At 34.4% G+C, this 15,813-nt stretch carries 19 protein-coding genes; 14 read left to right on the forward strand and 5 right to left on the reverse strand.

The window, feature by feature from the left end; all coding sequences use genetic code 11:
- Positions 1-57: 57 nt before the first annotated feature.
- On the reverse strand, positions 58-243 hold the full coding sequence (locus KI338_RS01475) for a YhzD family protein (protein WP_212919197.1): 186 nt from the start codon (positions 241-243) through the stop codon (positions 58-60).
- 164 nt (positions 244-407) lie between these two features.
- Here KI338_RS01475 and KI338_RS01480 point away from each other — a divergent pair, with 164 nt between their 5' ends.
- The 11 genes from KI338_RS01480 to KI338_RS01530 all read left to right on the forward strand — a co-directional run bounded on the left by KI338_RS01480 (position 408) and on the right by KI338_RS01530 (position 10,254).
- Positions 408-614 carry a helix-turn-helix transcriptional regulator gene (locus tag KI338_RS01480; protein WP_212919198.1) on the forward strand — a complete coding sequence of 69 codons (207 nt, stop codon included), beginning with the start codon at positions 408-410 and terminating at the stop codon, positions 612-614.
- Positions 607-927, forward strand: a complete 321-nt coding sequence (locus KI338_RS01485; RefSeq protein ID WP_212919199.1) for a DUF2178 domain-containing protein — start codon at positions 607-609, stop codon at positions 925-927. The genes KI338_RS01480 and KI338_RS01485 overlap by 8 nt, the downstream gene beginning before the upstream one ends.
- Before the next feature lie 19 nt (positions 928-946).
- Positions 947-1,267 (forward strand): DUF2178 domain-containing protein, encoded by a 321-nt coding sequence (locus KI338_RS01490; protein ID WP_212919200.1) that lies wholly within the window; start codon positions 947-949, stop codon positions 1,265-1,267.
- Positions 1,268-1,277: 10 nt separating this feature from the next.
- Positions 1,278-2,177 (forward strand): ABC transporter ATP-binding protein, encoded by a 900-nt coding sequence (locus tag KI338_RS01495; protein WP_212919201.1) that lies wholly within the window; start codon positions 1,278-1,280, stop codon positions 2,175-2,177.
- Complete coding sequence (locus KI338_RS01500) at positions 2,170-3,417, forward strand: ABC transporter permease (protein ID WP_212919202.1); 1,248 nt, start codon at positions 2,170-2,172, stop codon at positions 3,415-3,417. Before KI338_RS01495 ends, KI338_RS01500 begins: the two co-directional genes overlap by 8 nt.
- 35 nt (positions 3,418-3,452) lie before the next feature.
- Positions 3,453-3,827 (forward strand): hypothetical protein, encoded by a 375-nt coding sequence (locus KI338_RS01505; protein WP_212919203.1) that lies wholly within the window; start codon positions 3,453-3,455, stop codon positions 3,825-3,827.
- A 270-nt stretch (positions 3,828-4,097) separates the two neighbouring features.
- Complete coding sequence (locus KI338_RS01510) at positions 4,098-5,318, forward strand: metallophosphoesterase family protein (RefSeq protein WP_212919204.1); 1,221 nt, start codon at positions 4,098-4,100, stop codon at positions 5,316-5,318.
- Between the two features lie 9 nt (positions 5,319-5,327).
- Positions 5,328-8,300 (forward strand): ATP-binding protein, encoded by a 2,973-nt coding sequence (locus KI338_RS01515; RefSeq protein WP_212919205.1) that lies wholly within the window; start codon positions 5,328-5,330, stop codon positions 8,298-8,300.
- A gap of 115 nt (positions 8,301-8,415) precedes the next feature.
- A complete protein-coding gene (locus tag KI338_RS01520; RefSeq protein WP_212919206.1) occupies positions 8,416-8,964 on the forward strand; it encodes a GbsR/MarR family transcriptional regulator in 549 nt (182 codons plus the stop codon).
- Between the two features lie 78 nt (positions 8,965-9,042).
- On the forward strand, positions 9,043-9,987 hold the full coding sequence (gene yhaM, locus KI338_RS01525) for a 3'-5' exoribonuclease YhaM (RefSeq protein ID WP_212919207.1): 945 nt from the start codon (positions 9,043-9,045) through the stop codon (positions 9,985-9,987).
- A 72-nt stretch (positions 9,988-10,059) separates the two neighbouring features.
- Entirely contained in the window at positions 10,060-10,254 is a 195-nt protein-coding gene (locus KI338_RS01530) for a sporulation YhaL family protein (protein ID WP_212919208.1), read from the forward strand.
- Positions 10,255-10,327: 73 nt separating this feature from the next.
- Here the strand turns inward: KI338_RS01530 and KI338_RS01535 are convergent, their stop codons facing one another.
- The 3 genes from KI338_RS01535 to KI338_RS01545 all read right to left on the reverse strand — a co-directional run bounded on the left by KI338_RS01535 (position 10,328) and on the right by KI338_RS01545 (position 12,295).
- Positions 10,328-11,290, reverse strand: a complete 963-nt coding sequence (locus KI338_RS01535; protein ID WP_212919209.1) for a peptidylprolyl isomerase — start codon at positions 11,288-11,290, stop codon at positions 10,328-10,330.
- Between the two features lie 125 nt (positions 11,291-11,415).
- Entirely contained in the window at positions 11,416-11,601 is a 186-nt protein-coding gene (locus KI338_RS01540; RefSeq protein WP_212919210.1) for a hypothetical protein, read from the reverse strand.
- Between the two features lie 151 nt (positions 11,602-11,752).
- On the reverse strand, positions 11,753-12,295 hold the full coding sequence (locus KI338_RS01545; RefSeq protein WP_212919211.1) for a DUF3267 domain-containing protein: 543 nt from the start codon (positions 12,293-12,295) through the stop codon (positions 11,753-11,755).
- Between the two features lie 198 nt (positions 12,296-12,493).
- Here KI338_RS01545 and KI338_RS01550 point away from each other — a divergent pair, with 198 nt between their 5' ends.
- Complete coding sequence (locus tag KI338_RS01550) at positions 12,494-12,829, forward strand: DUF1878 family protein (RefSeq protein WP_212919212.1); 336 nt, start codon at positions 12,494-12,496, stop codon at positions 12,827-12,829.
- A gap of 64 nt (positions 12,830-12,893) precedes the next feature.
- On the opposite strand, the gene KI338_RS01555 is transcribed toward KI338_RS01550, so the two are convergent.
- Complete coding sequence (locus KI338_RS01555) at positions 12,894-13,376, reverse strand: GbsR/MarR family transcriptional regulator (protein ID WP_212919213.1); 483 nt, start codon at positions 13,374-13,376, stop codon at positions 12,894-12,896.
- Between the two features lie 303 nt (positions 13,377-13,679).
- Between KI338_RS01555 and KI338_RS01560 the strand changes: the two genes are divergently transcribed.
- Positions 13,680-14,879 (forward strand): quaternary amine ABC transporter ATP-binding protein, encoded by a 1,200-nt coding sequence (locus tag KI338_RS01560; protein WP_212919214.1) that lies wholly within the window; start codon positions 13,680-13,682, stop codon positions 14,877-14,879.
- Complete coding sequence (locus tag KI338_RS01565; protein WP_212919215.1) at positions 14,872-15,729, forward strand: ABC transporter permease; 858 nt, start codon at positions 14,872-14,874, stop codon at positions 15,727-15,729. The genes KI338_RS01560 and KI338_RS01565 overlap by 8 nt, the downstream gene beginning before the upstream one ends.
- Positions 15,730-15,813 lie beyond the last annotated feature (84 nt).

Here is a 15,813-nt window from a genome sequence, read left to right on the forward strand (position 1 = left end):
TGGATTAAAGTTCTACAAAAATTTCAGTAAGGTTGTTACTAGTTAAATGATACTTACTTACCGATGAAATAAAACTAATTTTGCCTCTGGAGAAACACAACGATGTGTATACTCTAAATATCCATCTTTCGCTAATCGCTCTTCACCAAGGATTTTAGCTTCCTCATCATTTGCTGCCTCAAAGGACTCATCCAATAATTTTTCCCCTGTTTTATCAAATACTGTTAAAACGTATTTCTTCATATCGTTTACCTCCTGAAGTATACTCCGTACCATAATATTCGACTTTTTTCTGAAAAATCCTGCTAGAAATAAAAATAAAAATATATGTAAAGTACCCTTGACATGAATAAAGATGTATAGTACGCTTTACGTAAAGTTTACTTTACAAAAAAGTAGGAGATAACATGAAAACGTTAATTCGTGAAAAACGGAAAGAAAGGAATATGACACAAGAAGAATTATCGGAGGCATTGAAGGTATCTAGACAGACAATCATTTCGTTGGAAAAGGGAAAATATAAGCCATCTCTTGTATTAGCACATAAACTAGCACAGATCTTTGAATGTACGATTGAAGATTTATTTATCTTTGAGGGGGATGAAAATGTTTAGTGATGAGTTTATGAAAAATCCATGGATTTTGCTAATTTTTGCTTGGCTATTTGTTGCCCTAATAATTGGATATATGTACCAACGAAGGATTATTAAAAAAACATACGCAGATGATGAACGCTCTAAGTATATATTTAATCAGGCAAAGAGTAGATCATGGAATTTCATGTTAATAGTGATGCTGATAGCTATGCCAGTGGTTGTTATGTTTGATGGGGTATCCTTTAGCTATTTTTTCTTAATGGCAATACTGTTTCTTCACGGTATTACTATGGGGGTAACGGCACTTTATTATCATTTTAAAGAAAATTGAACGATAACATTGGAGGAATATGATGCTTAGCCAAGAGTTTTTACAGTCACCATGGGTCATTTTGATTTTAATCGCTAATTATTTGTTGATGCTTACTATATTTTTTGTGCAACGAAATGTAGGAAAGAAAAAGCATCGTTATGATGAACGATATTATCAAGTAAATAACCGTGCGAAGGGTCGAACATGGGATATTATGCTTGTCATCATGTTGATTACTTGGCCCATTGTCATTATTTTTGACGGAATATCATTTGCTTTCTTTCTATTAACGATATTATATATGCTTCATTGTATCATTTTTGGTGTTGCGGCTGCTTTTTATCAATCAAAGGAATAGAGGTAAACATATGACATTACTATTAAATCAGGTTAAAAAACGCTTTGGAAAACATGTTGCAGTTAACAATCTATCACTAGAAATACCGGCTAATGAAATGTTTGGATTTCTAGGGGGGAATGGTGCAGGAAAGACAACAACCTTTCGTATGATACTAGGATTACTTGACCGTACAGCTGGTGAGATTACTTGGAATGGAAGTCCAATAAATTATGAAACTAGTAGTTCTATTGGTTATTTGCCAGAAGAAAGAGGACTTTATCCAAAGTTAAGAGTAAAGGAACAAATTGTCTATTTAGCTCGCTTACGTGGAATGGGAAAAAATGAAGCATTGAAGGAGTTAGAATACTGGTTAGAGCGGTTTAAAGTTCCAGATTATCTCAACCAAAAGGTAGAGGAGCTATCAAAAGGAAATCAGCAAAAAATCCAGTTTATTTCCTCTGTTATTCATAAGCCAAAACTACTAATTTTGGATGAACCTTTTTCAGGGTTGGATCCAATTAATGTAGAAATGTTGAAGGAAGCCGTTATTGATTTGAAAAATGAAGGTACATCTATCGTATTTTCATCACACAGAATGGAGCATGTGGAAGAGTTATGTGAGAATTTGTGTATTTTACAAAAGGGCAATCCAGTTGTTCAAGGATCACTTCGACAGATTAAACGATCCTTTGGGAAAAAGAATCTAGCCATACATGCAGATATAGCATTAGATTTTTTAAAAGACTTTCAAGGGGTAGTCCGTTATAAACAAACTCCAGAGGGATGTTTATTACAGATTACAAGTGAAGCTGTTTCACAAGAAATTTTTCAAGCACTACAAGGAAAGGGATTTGTTCGCAAGTTTGCATTAGAAGAGCCTTCCTTACAAGATATTTTTATTGAGAAAGTTGGTGCAACCTATGAATAAGTTTTGGATCATTTCATCACATACGTATTTATCTAGAATTAAATCAAAAATGTTTTATATAAGTACCATTCTAATTCTAGTTTTTATTGTTCTCATGACAAATTTTGATTCTATCATAGGTGTACTTTCTGGAGAAGATGAAGGGAAGGTAGCGGTCATTGATGAAACTGGTGAACTATTAGCTCCATTGAATTCTAGTTTGCAAGCTAGTGAGACAGAGTTAAAACTAGAACCGTTCTCTGGTTCTGTAGCGGAAGGGAAAGCTGCAGTTAAGGATGAAAAATATGTTGCACTCCTAACACTTGGATTAGATGAAAACAGAGTTCTTGAAGCAACATACTATGCGAAGAACATATCGAACACAAATTTGCAATCAGATATACAGCAACATTTACAGCAACTAAAAGGGCGTCTAGCGACTGAAAAATTAGGAATTGAGCAAGCTCAAGTAATGGAGATCTTTTCTCCTGTATCAATGAAAGCTGTAGCATTAGATGAAAGTAGTAAATCAGAGGAGGAATTAAACCATGCTCGTGGGATAGTTTATGTCATGTTAATGCTATTATATTTTGCTGTGTTACTGTATGGCACACTAATAGCTACAGATGTTGCGACAGAAAAGTCTTCACGGGTAATGGAAGTATTAGTTTCCAGTGTATCTCCAGTTATTCATATGTTTGCAAAGATTGTGGGGATAGCTTTATTAGGTTTGACACAGGTTGCTATATTTATTTTAGTTGGTTTCTTCATGCTACAAGCGAAGCAAGAGGAAATGGGTGGGATGCTGGAATCCCTTGGCTTACAAAATGTATCCGTAAGTATTCTTCTATACGGTGTTCTCTTCTTTATTTTAGGTTATTTCCTTTACGCAACACTAGCAGCAATGCTTGGCTCTTTAGTAAGTAGAGTGGAAGAGGTAAATCAAATGATTATACCGATGACCTTCTTAATTGTTATCGCGTTCTTATTAGCTATGTTTGGAATGGGAGCGCCAGAAGCAACCATCGTAACGATAACATCCTATATCCCATTTTTCTCACCAATGCTAATGTTTATTCGTGTAGGTCTTCTAGATATAGCTATATGGGAGGTTCTACTATCGATTGGTATATTGATTGCTACTATTCTTATATTCGCTGTTATTGGTGCTAGGGTGTATAAAGGCGGGGTACTATTATATGGAAAATCAAGTTCATTGAAGGATATTAAGAAGGCATTACAGTTAACAAAACGTGAATAGGGAATATGTAATTACGTAGAAAAGAGGGCAAAGGTATGGCTATTAATAAGAATTTTGTCTTTGTAGGTGCTTTACTAACAATTATTTTTCTAACGAGGTTGACTCTATCTGTTATAACCCATGACATTTCTTTTGTGGAAATATTAAATTGGGGATCGATAGCATATATGGCATTTGTAATTGCATATCTATATCCCCAATTTAAAGAGGAGGATGAACGTACAAAACAAATAAAGCAAAAAGGAATGTATTATTCGGTATTTATTGTTTTATTTGTACTTGTTTCATTGTTAGCTCTTATACGGTTTGAGGTTATAGAGATGGATGCTATTACAATAATACGGATGATGATATCTTTTATTATTATTTCTATTTGGACTTCTTGGTTAATACTAGCGAAACGAATGTAAAATAGACTGTAGTCTCCAAAAATCTGAAAAAGTGAATTGAAAATCCGAACTATAGTTCATAATTCTTTAAAAAGAATTAGAAATAGTTCGGATTTTTCATTTTAATCGTTTTTAGTTAATGCACTTATCTTTTTGTCTTTTTCAACCCAATAGCGATTTATTAGCTATACATCTTTATCCTAAGGAAGTAATATTTTTATCCTGTTGTTACGAACGTGCATTCGTTTTGCCTTTTTGATAAAATAGATACGAAGGAAGGAGGTATGGAATATGGAACACAAGATCTCCTTTATCCATGCTGCGGATTTACATTTAGATAGTCCATTTAAAGGATTATCGATTGCTAATGAAACTATTTTACAGGAGGTGCGTCAAAGTACTTTTCACGCACTTGATCATTTAGTAGAAGCTGCGATTAAAAGAAAGGTAGATTTCGTTGTACTTGTAGGAGATTTATTTGACAATGACAAACCAAGTTTAAAAGCACAGATAAAGCTTCGTCATGCGTTTGAGTTATTAGCTCAACATGATATAAAGGTATACCTTTCTTATGGGAATCATGATTACATAAAGGGCAATATTTTTCCGATTACTTATCCAGAAAATGTTTATGTTTTCCCAGATGAACAGGTACGAACATTTATTTTTGAAAAAGACAATATAGAGCTTGCTTCCGTTACTGGTTTCAGCTATGAGAACCGAGCAGTTATAGAAAGAAAGGCTGAGGAATTTACAGTTAATAATTCCAACATTCCTTTTCGGATTGCTATGTTACATGGCAGTATTGAAAGCAATACAGAGCATGATTTATATGCACCTTTTCTGCTTCGTGATTTAATTGAAAAGGACTTCCATTATTGGGCACTTGGTCATATTCATAAACGGGAAGTTTTAAAGGAGAACCCTACCATTTTATATCCTGGCAATATACAAGGAAGAAACAGAAAGGAAACAGGTGAAAAGGGTTGCTATTACGTTGAGATGACTAGTCTAGGAACAAGTACCGAGTTCATTCCTCTTCAGGCTATTCAATTTACAAATATAGAACTAGATGTATCTGATTGTGAACAGATTCATGATTTTGTGGCAGAATTAAAAAATAATTTAATACAAAACCATTCCTACGTACCTCAACTTATAGATCTATCCTTAACTAGTGGACAGGATAATTTATTTATTTGGAAAAATGAACATTTATTAGAAGAAATTATCGGTGTAGTAAATGAGGAATTAAGCTATCAGCGGAATTGGCTATACGTATTTCGTCTCACCACAAAGCAAAGAAATCGACAAAATAATATCATCATGGGGGAGCACTTTATTGGAGAATTAATGAAAAACGTAGATGATGTTTCAATATCAGACTATATAGGGGAGCTTTTTCAACATCGAGAAGCACGAAAATATTTAGATTCATTAACGAAGGAAGAAGAAGAGGAAATTAAGCTAGATGCCTATCAATTCCTTGCTTATGAACTTCAGAAAATGTGAGGTGAGAGAATGAAATTTTTACAGGCAACCATATATGGATTTGGAAAATGGGTAGACTTCCATTTGGACTTTACAGATGAATCCTTTGTTACCATTTATGGGGAAAATGAATCAGGAAAAACAACTGTTCAACGCTTTCTTATGTTCATGCTTTTTGGGCTACCACCGAAGGAACGAGATTTTTATCAGCCAAAGACAAGTAGTAAAATGGGTGGCATATTAACAGTGAGAGATCCTAAGATTGGTGAATTTACAATTGAACGTTTTCATGAGAACCGAAATGGTGCTGCTAAATGCTATACGCCTGATGGCAATGAATTTGATGAAGGCTGGCTACAAGAACGCTTATCGGGTATTGATAAAGCCACCTATCAAGCAATTTTTTCTTTTTCAGCACTGGATTTAATGACAATTCAAGGAATGACTGAGGATGATTTAAGTGAAGTACTGCTCGGTATAGGTTTAACAGGTTCGGCACAAATTCAGAATATAGAAAAGCGTCTTGAACAAAAAGTGAATGAGTATTTTAAACCGAATGGGAGAAATCCGATAGTTAATCAGCAACTAGCTAAGCTTGAGCATATTCAAAAAGAATTATCTCACCATCAGCATGAGGAGGCAGCCTATCGAGAAAAGAAAAATATTCTCTTGACTCTAGAGGACGAGCTCAATGTATTGATAGATACAATAAAAAAAGAACGAGAACAGCTATATCAGCTTGAAAAAATTATACAAGTTTTACCACAATTAGAAGAATACAATGAAAATCAAGCAAAGCTCGCAAAATTGCCAGAGGAAATCCCGTTTCCTGAGGATGGCAGGAAGCGATATGAATTACTTAAAGAGAAGCAACTGCCCTTACAAAGTGAAATGAGTGTCCTAAAAAATAATCATGATCGATTAAAACAAGAGATATTAGAGCTTGAGCAACATATAACTAATTTTCCTTATGAAGAAATAAGACAAATTTTGCAACAAGCTTCAAAGCATAATAGCAATGAAACAGAGGTACAGAAGTTAAAAGAAACTATCAATAGGCTTCAGGATGAATTAAGTAGTAGAATAACGGATTTACATATTGGGCTAAGCTTGAAAGAGGTACAGCAGTTAAATCTTCCCTTTCACTTAGAGAAACATTGGAGTGGATTGAAAACAGAGACGGAGAAGTTTTCCCAAGAATATGAAGCATTAGCCGAAAGTCTACAGCTTATAAAATCTCGGAAAATGGTATTGGAGGAACAAAAGGAGAGTATTTCCTCTAAGTTGTTACCCATTTCTCAACGGAGAGAGCTTGAAGATTTAATCGATACAGCTAAAGAAAATAAGGTGTTAGAAGGTCTGCAGCTTGAGGCTGAGAAAGAACAACAATCATGGGAGAAAAGAAAAAAGAAATCAGCAAAAATCGCCAACGTTCTATTGGGAATGAGTTCTTTGGTAGCGGCTTTTTTTCTCCTATTGACGTTCTTTACGAAATATCAATTATTTCTCAATATAACGCTAATTAGTATCGTTTTTGGTTGTGTTCAATGGCTTTGGAATAAAAAATCTGCTGAAAAAATGGAATGGATGTTACAGCAAGCTTTTCCAATGCAGCTTGTTTCGTCTGCTTCTCCAGAAGAAATCCGTGATGCCGAAGAGCTATTAGAGAATGATGCTAAATGCAAACAAGAGCTGCAATTACTCGAGGAAAAATTAAAAGACTGTGAATTACAGGAGAATAGTTTACAGGAACAGAAAATATTACTTGATAATCAAGAAGCGAGTTTTTCTAAGGAGCTATTCCATCAGGAGGAACTTTATCCATTTCTTCAACACATAGATGTAACTTATTGGCCGGATCTCTATCATTCATTAAAGGCAATTATACAAGAAATGAAAAAACTACCTTTGCTTCAGCATGATGAGGAAGAGCTTCAAAGGAATATACTACAATTTCAAACATTAGTAAATACTCATTTTGAAATTAATGCTTACGAGACAGTTCCAAGGACCTTCTCTGGTAAACTTGATATGTTGGCTCAAGAATTAGAGAAATTTAAAGATATTGAAAGAGAAATACAGCAGAAAAAGGATTTACTAGAAACTATTAAAGAACAACTACAGACAAATAAGCTGCAATATGTAACGATTGAACGGGAAATAATAGAGCTATGGAAAATGGCAAACGTAGATAGTGAGGAAGAATTTTACCAAAGGAATAAGGAAGGAATAGAGCGATCGGAGCTTATTTTAGCTTGTGAAAGAATTAAAATACAAACTGCTTCATACTTTCCTAAGGATAAATGGGAAGAATTAGTTATTTCTCCACCCAAAAGAAGTACCATCGAGTTAAAGATAAATGAAGTAAAGGAATCAATGAAACAAAATGAAGCAATTAAAGAGAGGAAGCTTCAATTATTAGCTGAAGAAAGAGCGGAGTTTAACCGATTAGAATCCTCTGAAAACTATTCTCTTACTTTACATCAATTCCAGCAGGAACAGGAGAGACTTAAAAAGCTTGCAAAGGAATGGGCCGTTTATAAAGCAGCTAAGGAATTATTATCCGCAACGAAAGACCGATATAAGGAGAAATATTTATCAAGAGTGATTGAAAAGACCCTGACATTCTTTGAAATACTTACGGATGGTACCTATCAAATGATCTATCCACCAGCAAATGGAAAGCCATTTATTGTGGAAGATCGGAATCATATTCGATATTCGGTAAAGGAGTTATCACAGGGTACAATAAACCAGCTCTATATTTCACTTCGGCTTGCAATCAGCGAAGTGATGGGGGAAGAATTACGTGTTCCATTTATTATGGATGATGCTTTTGTTCATTTCGATAAAGCTCGTTTAAATCGCATGATAGGCATTCTAGAAGGCATATCCAAGAATCATCAAATACTTTTATTTACTTGTAAGCAAGAAGTATTAGAAGAATTTGGAGAAAAGAATAGAATCAAGTTGACAAATCCAGTTCCAATAATGGAAAATTAGTGGTAAACTGATTTTTAGGTTATAGGAATGCATCTTGAAAGATACATTGCCTAAAGCTTTGATGAATGCCATGTTTCAAATAAATAGAATGTTTCACTTTATGGAGGGACATCCATTGCCTGAGGAAAAGCATCGAAAAGAATGGGATAAGTACGAGGAAACAATAGAAAAATTCATCCAGACAATCGCGAAGAATATGAATCTATATGGATTAACTTCTTCTATTGGAAGGTTATATGGTGTACTTTATTTTTCAGACGAGCCGATGACATTGGATGATATGCGTGATGCTCTAGAGATGAGTAAGACAAGTATGTCAACAGGTGTGAGAGCACTATCCGATATGAAGATGGTGGAATCTACATATAAAAAAGGGATACGAAAGGACTTATACCAATCGGAGGAGGACTGGTATAAGTCATTTACTTCCCTGTTTGGAAGTCGTTGGAGAAAGTACACTGAATCGAATATAGAGGAAGCGGATGAAGCAATAGAAGTTTTAACCGAGCTTCAAAGTATTACTGATGATGAGGAATTAAAAGAAAAAATCAATCATGATTTAGAACGATTGAAATATGCGAAAAATTATTATGATTGGCTAATGAAATTTATTCAGATTATCGAATCCGGGAAGATATTTGAATATATTCCCAAAAACGAATAAGAAACATTACTACAGAGATTGACAGTGAGAAATTGTATACCTTGTCAATCTCATTTCTATTAAAGGGGAGGATATTGTATGAAGCGGGGAATTGGGCATTATCAAATTGGTGATACCTTTGAAGGCTTTGTCTTGATAAAAGAATCAACCAAGGGAACAGCAAGCAATGGAAAACCGTTTTTAACATTAGTATTAAGAGATGCAACCGGCGAAATTGAAGCCAAGCTATGGGATATAACACAGGATGATGAAAGTATTTTTATCCAGGAACAAATTATTCACATTACAGGTGAATTAAATCAGTTTCGTGGCAAAGCACAGATGCGAATTAATGCGATACGAATTGCTCAAACTACGGATGGCGTTCAGGTTTCGGATTTTATTGAAAAGGCTCCCGTTGATCGAGAGGAATTAATGGAAAAATTAACGGAAGCTATTTTTGAAATGGAAAATCCTACCATTCAGCGCATTGTTCGTGCAGTTGTTAAAAAATATCAAGAGCCCTTATTGTTATATCCAGCTGCAACTAAGAATCACCATGAATATGCATCAGGACTTGCACATCATATCACTAGTATGTTAAAAATCGCCAAAGAGTTATGTGAATTATATCCTCAGCTAAATCAGGATTTATTATATGCCGGGATTATTCTTCATGATATTGGAAAGATAAAGGAATTGTCTGGTGTGGTTTCAACCTCATATACCCTTCAGGGAAAATTATTAGGTCATATCCCTATGATGGTAGAAGAAATTGGTCATATTGCGAAAGAATTAAAGATAGATGGTGAAGAGGTACTAATCTTACAGCATTTAGTATTAAGCCATCATGGGAAAGCGGAGTGGGGTAGTCCCACTCCACCTTTAGTGCGGGAGGCAGAAATACTTCATTTTATTGATTTAATTGATGCGAAGATGAATATGTTAAATCGGGCACTTGATAAGGTAAAACCAGGTGAATTTACAGAGAAACTTTTTGCTATGGAAAATCGTGCTTTTTATAAGCCTACCTTCGAGGAATAAGAGAAACTCGTCATTATTTTAACCACTTGTACATATATATGTGTTAGACATGCTGGACAAGGGGGTAATGACATGATCTTTGGTATGCCTTGGTGGGTTTTTATGATCATTCTGTTTATTTTCTTTAGTGGTTATATGTCTTTCCGAGCAATGCGAGCCGAAAGAAGGCTGGAAAATCACTATATTGAGCAAGATGGTCAAGTTTTTCTACAGCGAATGGAAGAAGAACGTGAACGTCGACATAAGCAGGCTGAGGAAGTGAATTAAAAAAAGGCCAATCTCCAAATAAAGAATCATTATAGGGAGATTGGCCTTTTTATTGTTTTAAGTGAATAACTTCTTATTTATTATCTTCTGACTTAGTAGTGTCTTTGTCAGAAGCCTTTTCTTTATCTGTTTTGGTGTCATCCTTGTCAGTGGACTTGTCTGAATTTGTATTTGTGTTAGCTTCAGGAATAGTAAATAAATCCTTATACTCGTCCATTTTCACGTCAATATCAGCATCTTTAATTAGTTTATTAAGTCTTTCTTGAACCTTTTCATTATCGATTTTTTCAGATGCAAGCTGTTTGCGAATTTCTTCTTTTTTCTCATCAAAGGTTGGAACATCTGTTACTTTAATAATGTGGTAGCCAAATTTAGATTTTACCGGTTCGCTAATTTCGCCTTCTTTTAGGCTAAATGCAGCATCCTCAAATTCTTTTACCATTTTTCCAGCTGTAAAATAACCTAAATCTCCACCATTTGCTGCAGAACCCTCATCAGTTGAATTTTCCTTAGCTAATTTCGCAAAGTCAGCTCCTTCATCCAACTGTTTTTTAAGTTCTTTTGCCTTTGCTTCATCTTCTACAAGAATATGACTTGCACGAATAGCAATTTCTTTGTTTTCCTTCATTTCATCAAATTTCTTTTGTAATTCTTCATCACTTATTTTAATACCTTCAAATGCAAATTTCTCTTGTAATAGTCGACGATATGTTTGTTCACGGAATGTATCCTCCGTTAACCCTTGTTGCATTAGGGAATATTGGAACATGTCACCTTGCTGTTCTTTTACTTCTTGAACAGCTTGATCTACCTCTTTATCAGACACATCATATTTTTCTTCTAGTAATTTTATAAGAACCAAGTTGTATAGAACATCTTGACCAATATATTCATTCATTTCGTTAAAAAAGTCTGCTTTAGTAATGTTACCAGCATCAGTTTTTACAACAACCTCTGAATCTGCTTTGTCATTTGAGCATCCGGATAATAGTAGTACGCCAGCTGTAATTGTAGCTGCGATTGTTAATTTTTTCATCAAATTACACTCCTAATCTTATGGTTACTTCTCTTGCATTGATTAATATACCATAGTTTGTACTAAAAATAATAGCTAAAAGTGGAATTACTAACATTTTACACATTTCACGAAAAAATTCTAGTTTACATCATAACATTTAGCACGCTAACATAAGAGGAAACGAGTAAGATAAGAATCATAATATTTGTTACCCGAAATACATTTGCTTGTTTCTTAGCATTCATCTCTAATTTTGCACAAAATTTTTCAGTCATGGTATTGAAAATGAACAAAATAATTAACGCATAGAACAAGAAGATAATAATCATATCTTGAACCTCCCCACATATGCAATATTATCTTATATGCCGTCAGCTTATCCAACTATTTAAAGTAAGATTACTATAGTTTACTGTAACAAAAAATTCACAATATGGATAGTGAAAATTAAAAAAGCAGAGGGAGGAATTCCCTCTACTACTACTCTGCTTTTAGTAATATATCAAATCCTTCATCACCATTTTCAACATAAGCATTCTTTGGTGCGCTTAAAATGTGACGTATAGATAAGAAATCAATAAATGAAATGCCGATGTTTAAAGATGTAGCCAAGAGAAAATATACATAGATGCTCGGAAATAGAAAGGATGCTATTATCCCTGGTATCGTAATGAACATAGTAGGTGAAATAGCAGTTAGAATATAGGTTTTCTTTCTTAAATGCGAATTCGTATAAAAAGTAAATATTGGTGGTAATCCAATCTTTCGCTGACTCTTCACTTTTATTTTTCTATTTAAAATGATTAATGGTAAAATATGCATAAATGAATGAATGGTAGGCAAACAAATAATTGCTACGAAAAATATGATAAATACAGAATCATTTATCTTGGCACCTTGATGATACATAGAAAACGGGATATATAATACGATAAAAGTCATTATTCCAATAAGGATAGAGATTAGATTAATCCATCTGAAACCATATTGTTTATCCAAATTAATGGATTTCCAGCAATTCATTAAAAGTTCGCTCCATTCTAGACATATTGTTCACATTATTATATGCCTTTACTGTTTCAGCAAAGACTTTTTTGATGATAGTACCTTACAACGAAAAAAGCAATAGCTTTTACTAAAAAAATATATATTTTAATACTGATAATAACGATTATATTCTGATATTAATCTGTCGAGTGGGGGAATAGAGGGGGGTTTAGGTTGTTTCAAAATGACAATTTAGCAACATTTCAAATACAATTGTTAACAAAAATAATAGACATAGAGAAATTCCCTTTTACTAAGCTTGTCATCGAAAAAAATGTTTCTCCTGAGGAATATGATGGGCTATTTCATTTACTCGAAGTATTGAATCAGGAATTCATGGAGCAAAAAGAGGAAGGGCTCTTGGATTATTCTTCTCTTTTAGTAAAATTTGCTGGTTTATTAACTGAAAAATTAGCGCCAGCTGAAACAATTTATGGACTAAAAAAAGAAGGGTATTTTCCAGAGCTAATGGAGGAATTTACCCAGCTCATGGAAAAAGACATTCTATAATAAAAATGTGGAAAAACTCTCAGAATCAATCGCTTATTCTGAGAGTTTTTGTATTTATTGAAAGCTATCTTTTCATATGAAGTGCTTCTTGAAAGAAATCTTCTAGCATTTGGTGGAATTCCAATAATTCATCAAGCTTTTTACTAATATTTTCATCTTTCTCCTCATTGGAAAGCAGCTCGAATTGTTTTTTAAAATCTAGTAATGCATCTGTACGATCAGAAGTGGCATCATTCCATTTTTTTAAATATAAATTCATCAAGTGCTTAAATAATTGAATATTTGCCTGAAATAAATCTTTCCTAACACCTTTTCTCCAGACCCGCTTTACTAAATTTAAATTTACTAAGCTACGTACGCTTGTGCTCATCGATGTTTTACTTTTTCCAAGTGCTTCACTAAGATCATCTAATGTTAGGGCTTTTCCTTCTATATATAAATAGGTAAATACTCTTGCCTCAATTGGTGATAAATCAAATAACTCTACCGTTTTTGCAAATTCCATAAGTATTCCGTTCCTAATTGTTTCGATGTTGTTTGTCAACATACAAACCTCCCAAAGCCTAACCTATCATAAGGTTACAATACTTCCATTCAATATAAAAATGGTAAAGTAATACGTATTTTGGAGTATTCAAGAGCATTTTTAAGTAAATCACTTCATAAACATGTACAGTTTAAACTGTATGAAAAATATAAACAAAAATTAAGGAATACACAGTTTGTCCAGTTCATATAAACAGGTGTATAGTAATAAAGTGTATTGCAATTGAGTAGGACTTGTTTTTGTAAATCTATAACTCTAGTGGATTATGGATACTACTTGAAAATATCGAAAGAGGTGAAGGGAATGCCTATTATAGAAGCTAAAAACCTCACCAAGGTTTTTGGGAAAAATCCAAAACAAGCATTAGAATTACTGGAACAGGGTTTTTCTAAAGAAGAAATTCTAAAAAAGACTGGGAGTACTGTTGGTGTTAATCGTGCATCATTCTCCGTTGAACCTGGTGAAATATTTGTCATCATGGGCTTATCGGGTAGTGGTAAATCAACTTTAGTTCGGTTGATTAATAGACTTATTGAACCTACAGAAGGAAGTATATTGATTAATGGCCAGGACCTAGCAAAAATGGATAAAAAGGCGTTACGTCAGGTTAGAAGAGAAAAGCTTGGAATGGTGTTCCAGCGCTTTGCATTATTTCCCAATCGGACAGTATTGCAAAATACAGAATTTGGGTTAGAAATTCAAAAAGTATCTAAAGAGGAAAGAACGAAGAAGGCTACCGAAGCTTTAAAAATGGTTGGACTTGGTGGTTATCTTGATCAGCAGCCTAATCAGTTATCAGGTGGCATGCAACAACGTGTTGGTTTAGCAAGAGCACTTGCTAATGATCCCCAAATTCTACTTATGGACGAGGCTTTTTCCGCGCTTGACCCACTCATTCGTAAGGATATGCAGGATGAATTAATTGATTTACAATCCACAATGAAAAAGACAATCATTTTTATTACCCATGATTTAGATGAGGCACTTCGTATTGGTGACAGGATTGCACTAATGAAGGATGGTACGATTGTACAAATTGGGACGCCAGAAGAAATCCTAATGAACCCTGCAAATGATTATGTAGAGCGTTTTGTAGAGGATGTTGATCGTACGAAGGTGTTAACGGCAGAACATATTATGAAGCGACCTGAAACAATTAATACGGATAAACATGGCCCGCGAGTAGCGTTAGAGCGAATGAAGGAAGCTGGTATATCTAGTATATTAGCAGTAGATAGTAAACGAAACCTGAAGGGGTATGTTACGGCTGATGATGCATCAGAGGCGAAGAAGAAAGATATTCGTGATATTTCTGAAATATTAAGGACCGATATTAAGCAGGTTGAAAAGGGAACTTCCATGCATGAAATTTTTACTATCATTAATGGTTCACCAATCCCTACTGCAGTCGTTGAAGATGGAAGATTAGTAGGAATTATTGTTCGGGGTGCTGTGATTGCCGCACTTGCAGGGGATAGCGAGGTGAATTACGAAAATGTTTAATACGTTAAAAGATTGGTTTATCAATGGTATACCCATTGCAGAGGGTACGGAGTGGTTGACAGACCAAATTACAGAAAAATTCTCATTCTTATTTGATCCTATAAAAGAGCATTTAGGCAATTTCATGGACTTTACAACAGATAATCTATTGTTAGTACCACCAGTGATTATTATTATCATTGTTGCTTTAGTAGCATTTTTCTTGAGTGGAAAAAAACTTGGTTTAGCAGTTTTTTCAATTTTAGGTCTATGGTTAATTTATAATCAAGGATTTTGGGAGCACCTAATAAACACATTTGCATTAGTTCTAATTGCAAGTTTATTATCCGTTATTGTTGGGGTTCCTGTAGGGATTCTTATGTCTAAAAGCAAAACGGCTGAATCAATCATAAAGCCTATTTTGGACTTTATGCAGACTATGCCGGCATTTGTTTATCTTATTCCGGCAGTAGCTTTTTTCAGTATTGGGATGGTACCAGGTATATTTGCATCACTAATTTTTGCAACACCACCAACCGTACGCTTTACTAACCTAGGAATTCGTCAGGTTTCTAAAGAGCTCATTGAAGCTTCAGAAGCTTTTGGTAGTACGGGAATGCAGAAGCTTTTAAAGGTTGAACTACCAATGGCTAAAGCGACCATTATGGCAGGAATTAACCAAACGGTTATGTTAGCACTTTCGATGGTAGTTATTGCATCGATGATTGGGGCACCCGGCCTTGGACGAGAAGTATTATCTGCTCTCCAACGTGCCCAGGTAGGGACAGGTTTTGTAGCTGGTATTGGAATTGTAATTTTAGCAATCATTATTGATCGCTTTACTCAAAGTGCAAATTCTAAAAAACATTAGTGGATGTAATTTGGAAATACCCTTATTTATAGAGCTGGTATCTTTTCAAAGATGAGAAGTTCCATATAAATCATTAAAGAGGAG

It is taken from the genome of Ornithinibacillus bavariensis (genome assembly GCF_018333235.1).
In the GTDB taxonomy this organism is placed as follows: domain Bacteria; phylum Bacillota; class Bacilli; order Bacillales; family Amphibacillaceae; genus Ornithinibacillus; species Ornithinibacillus bavariensis.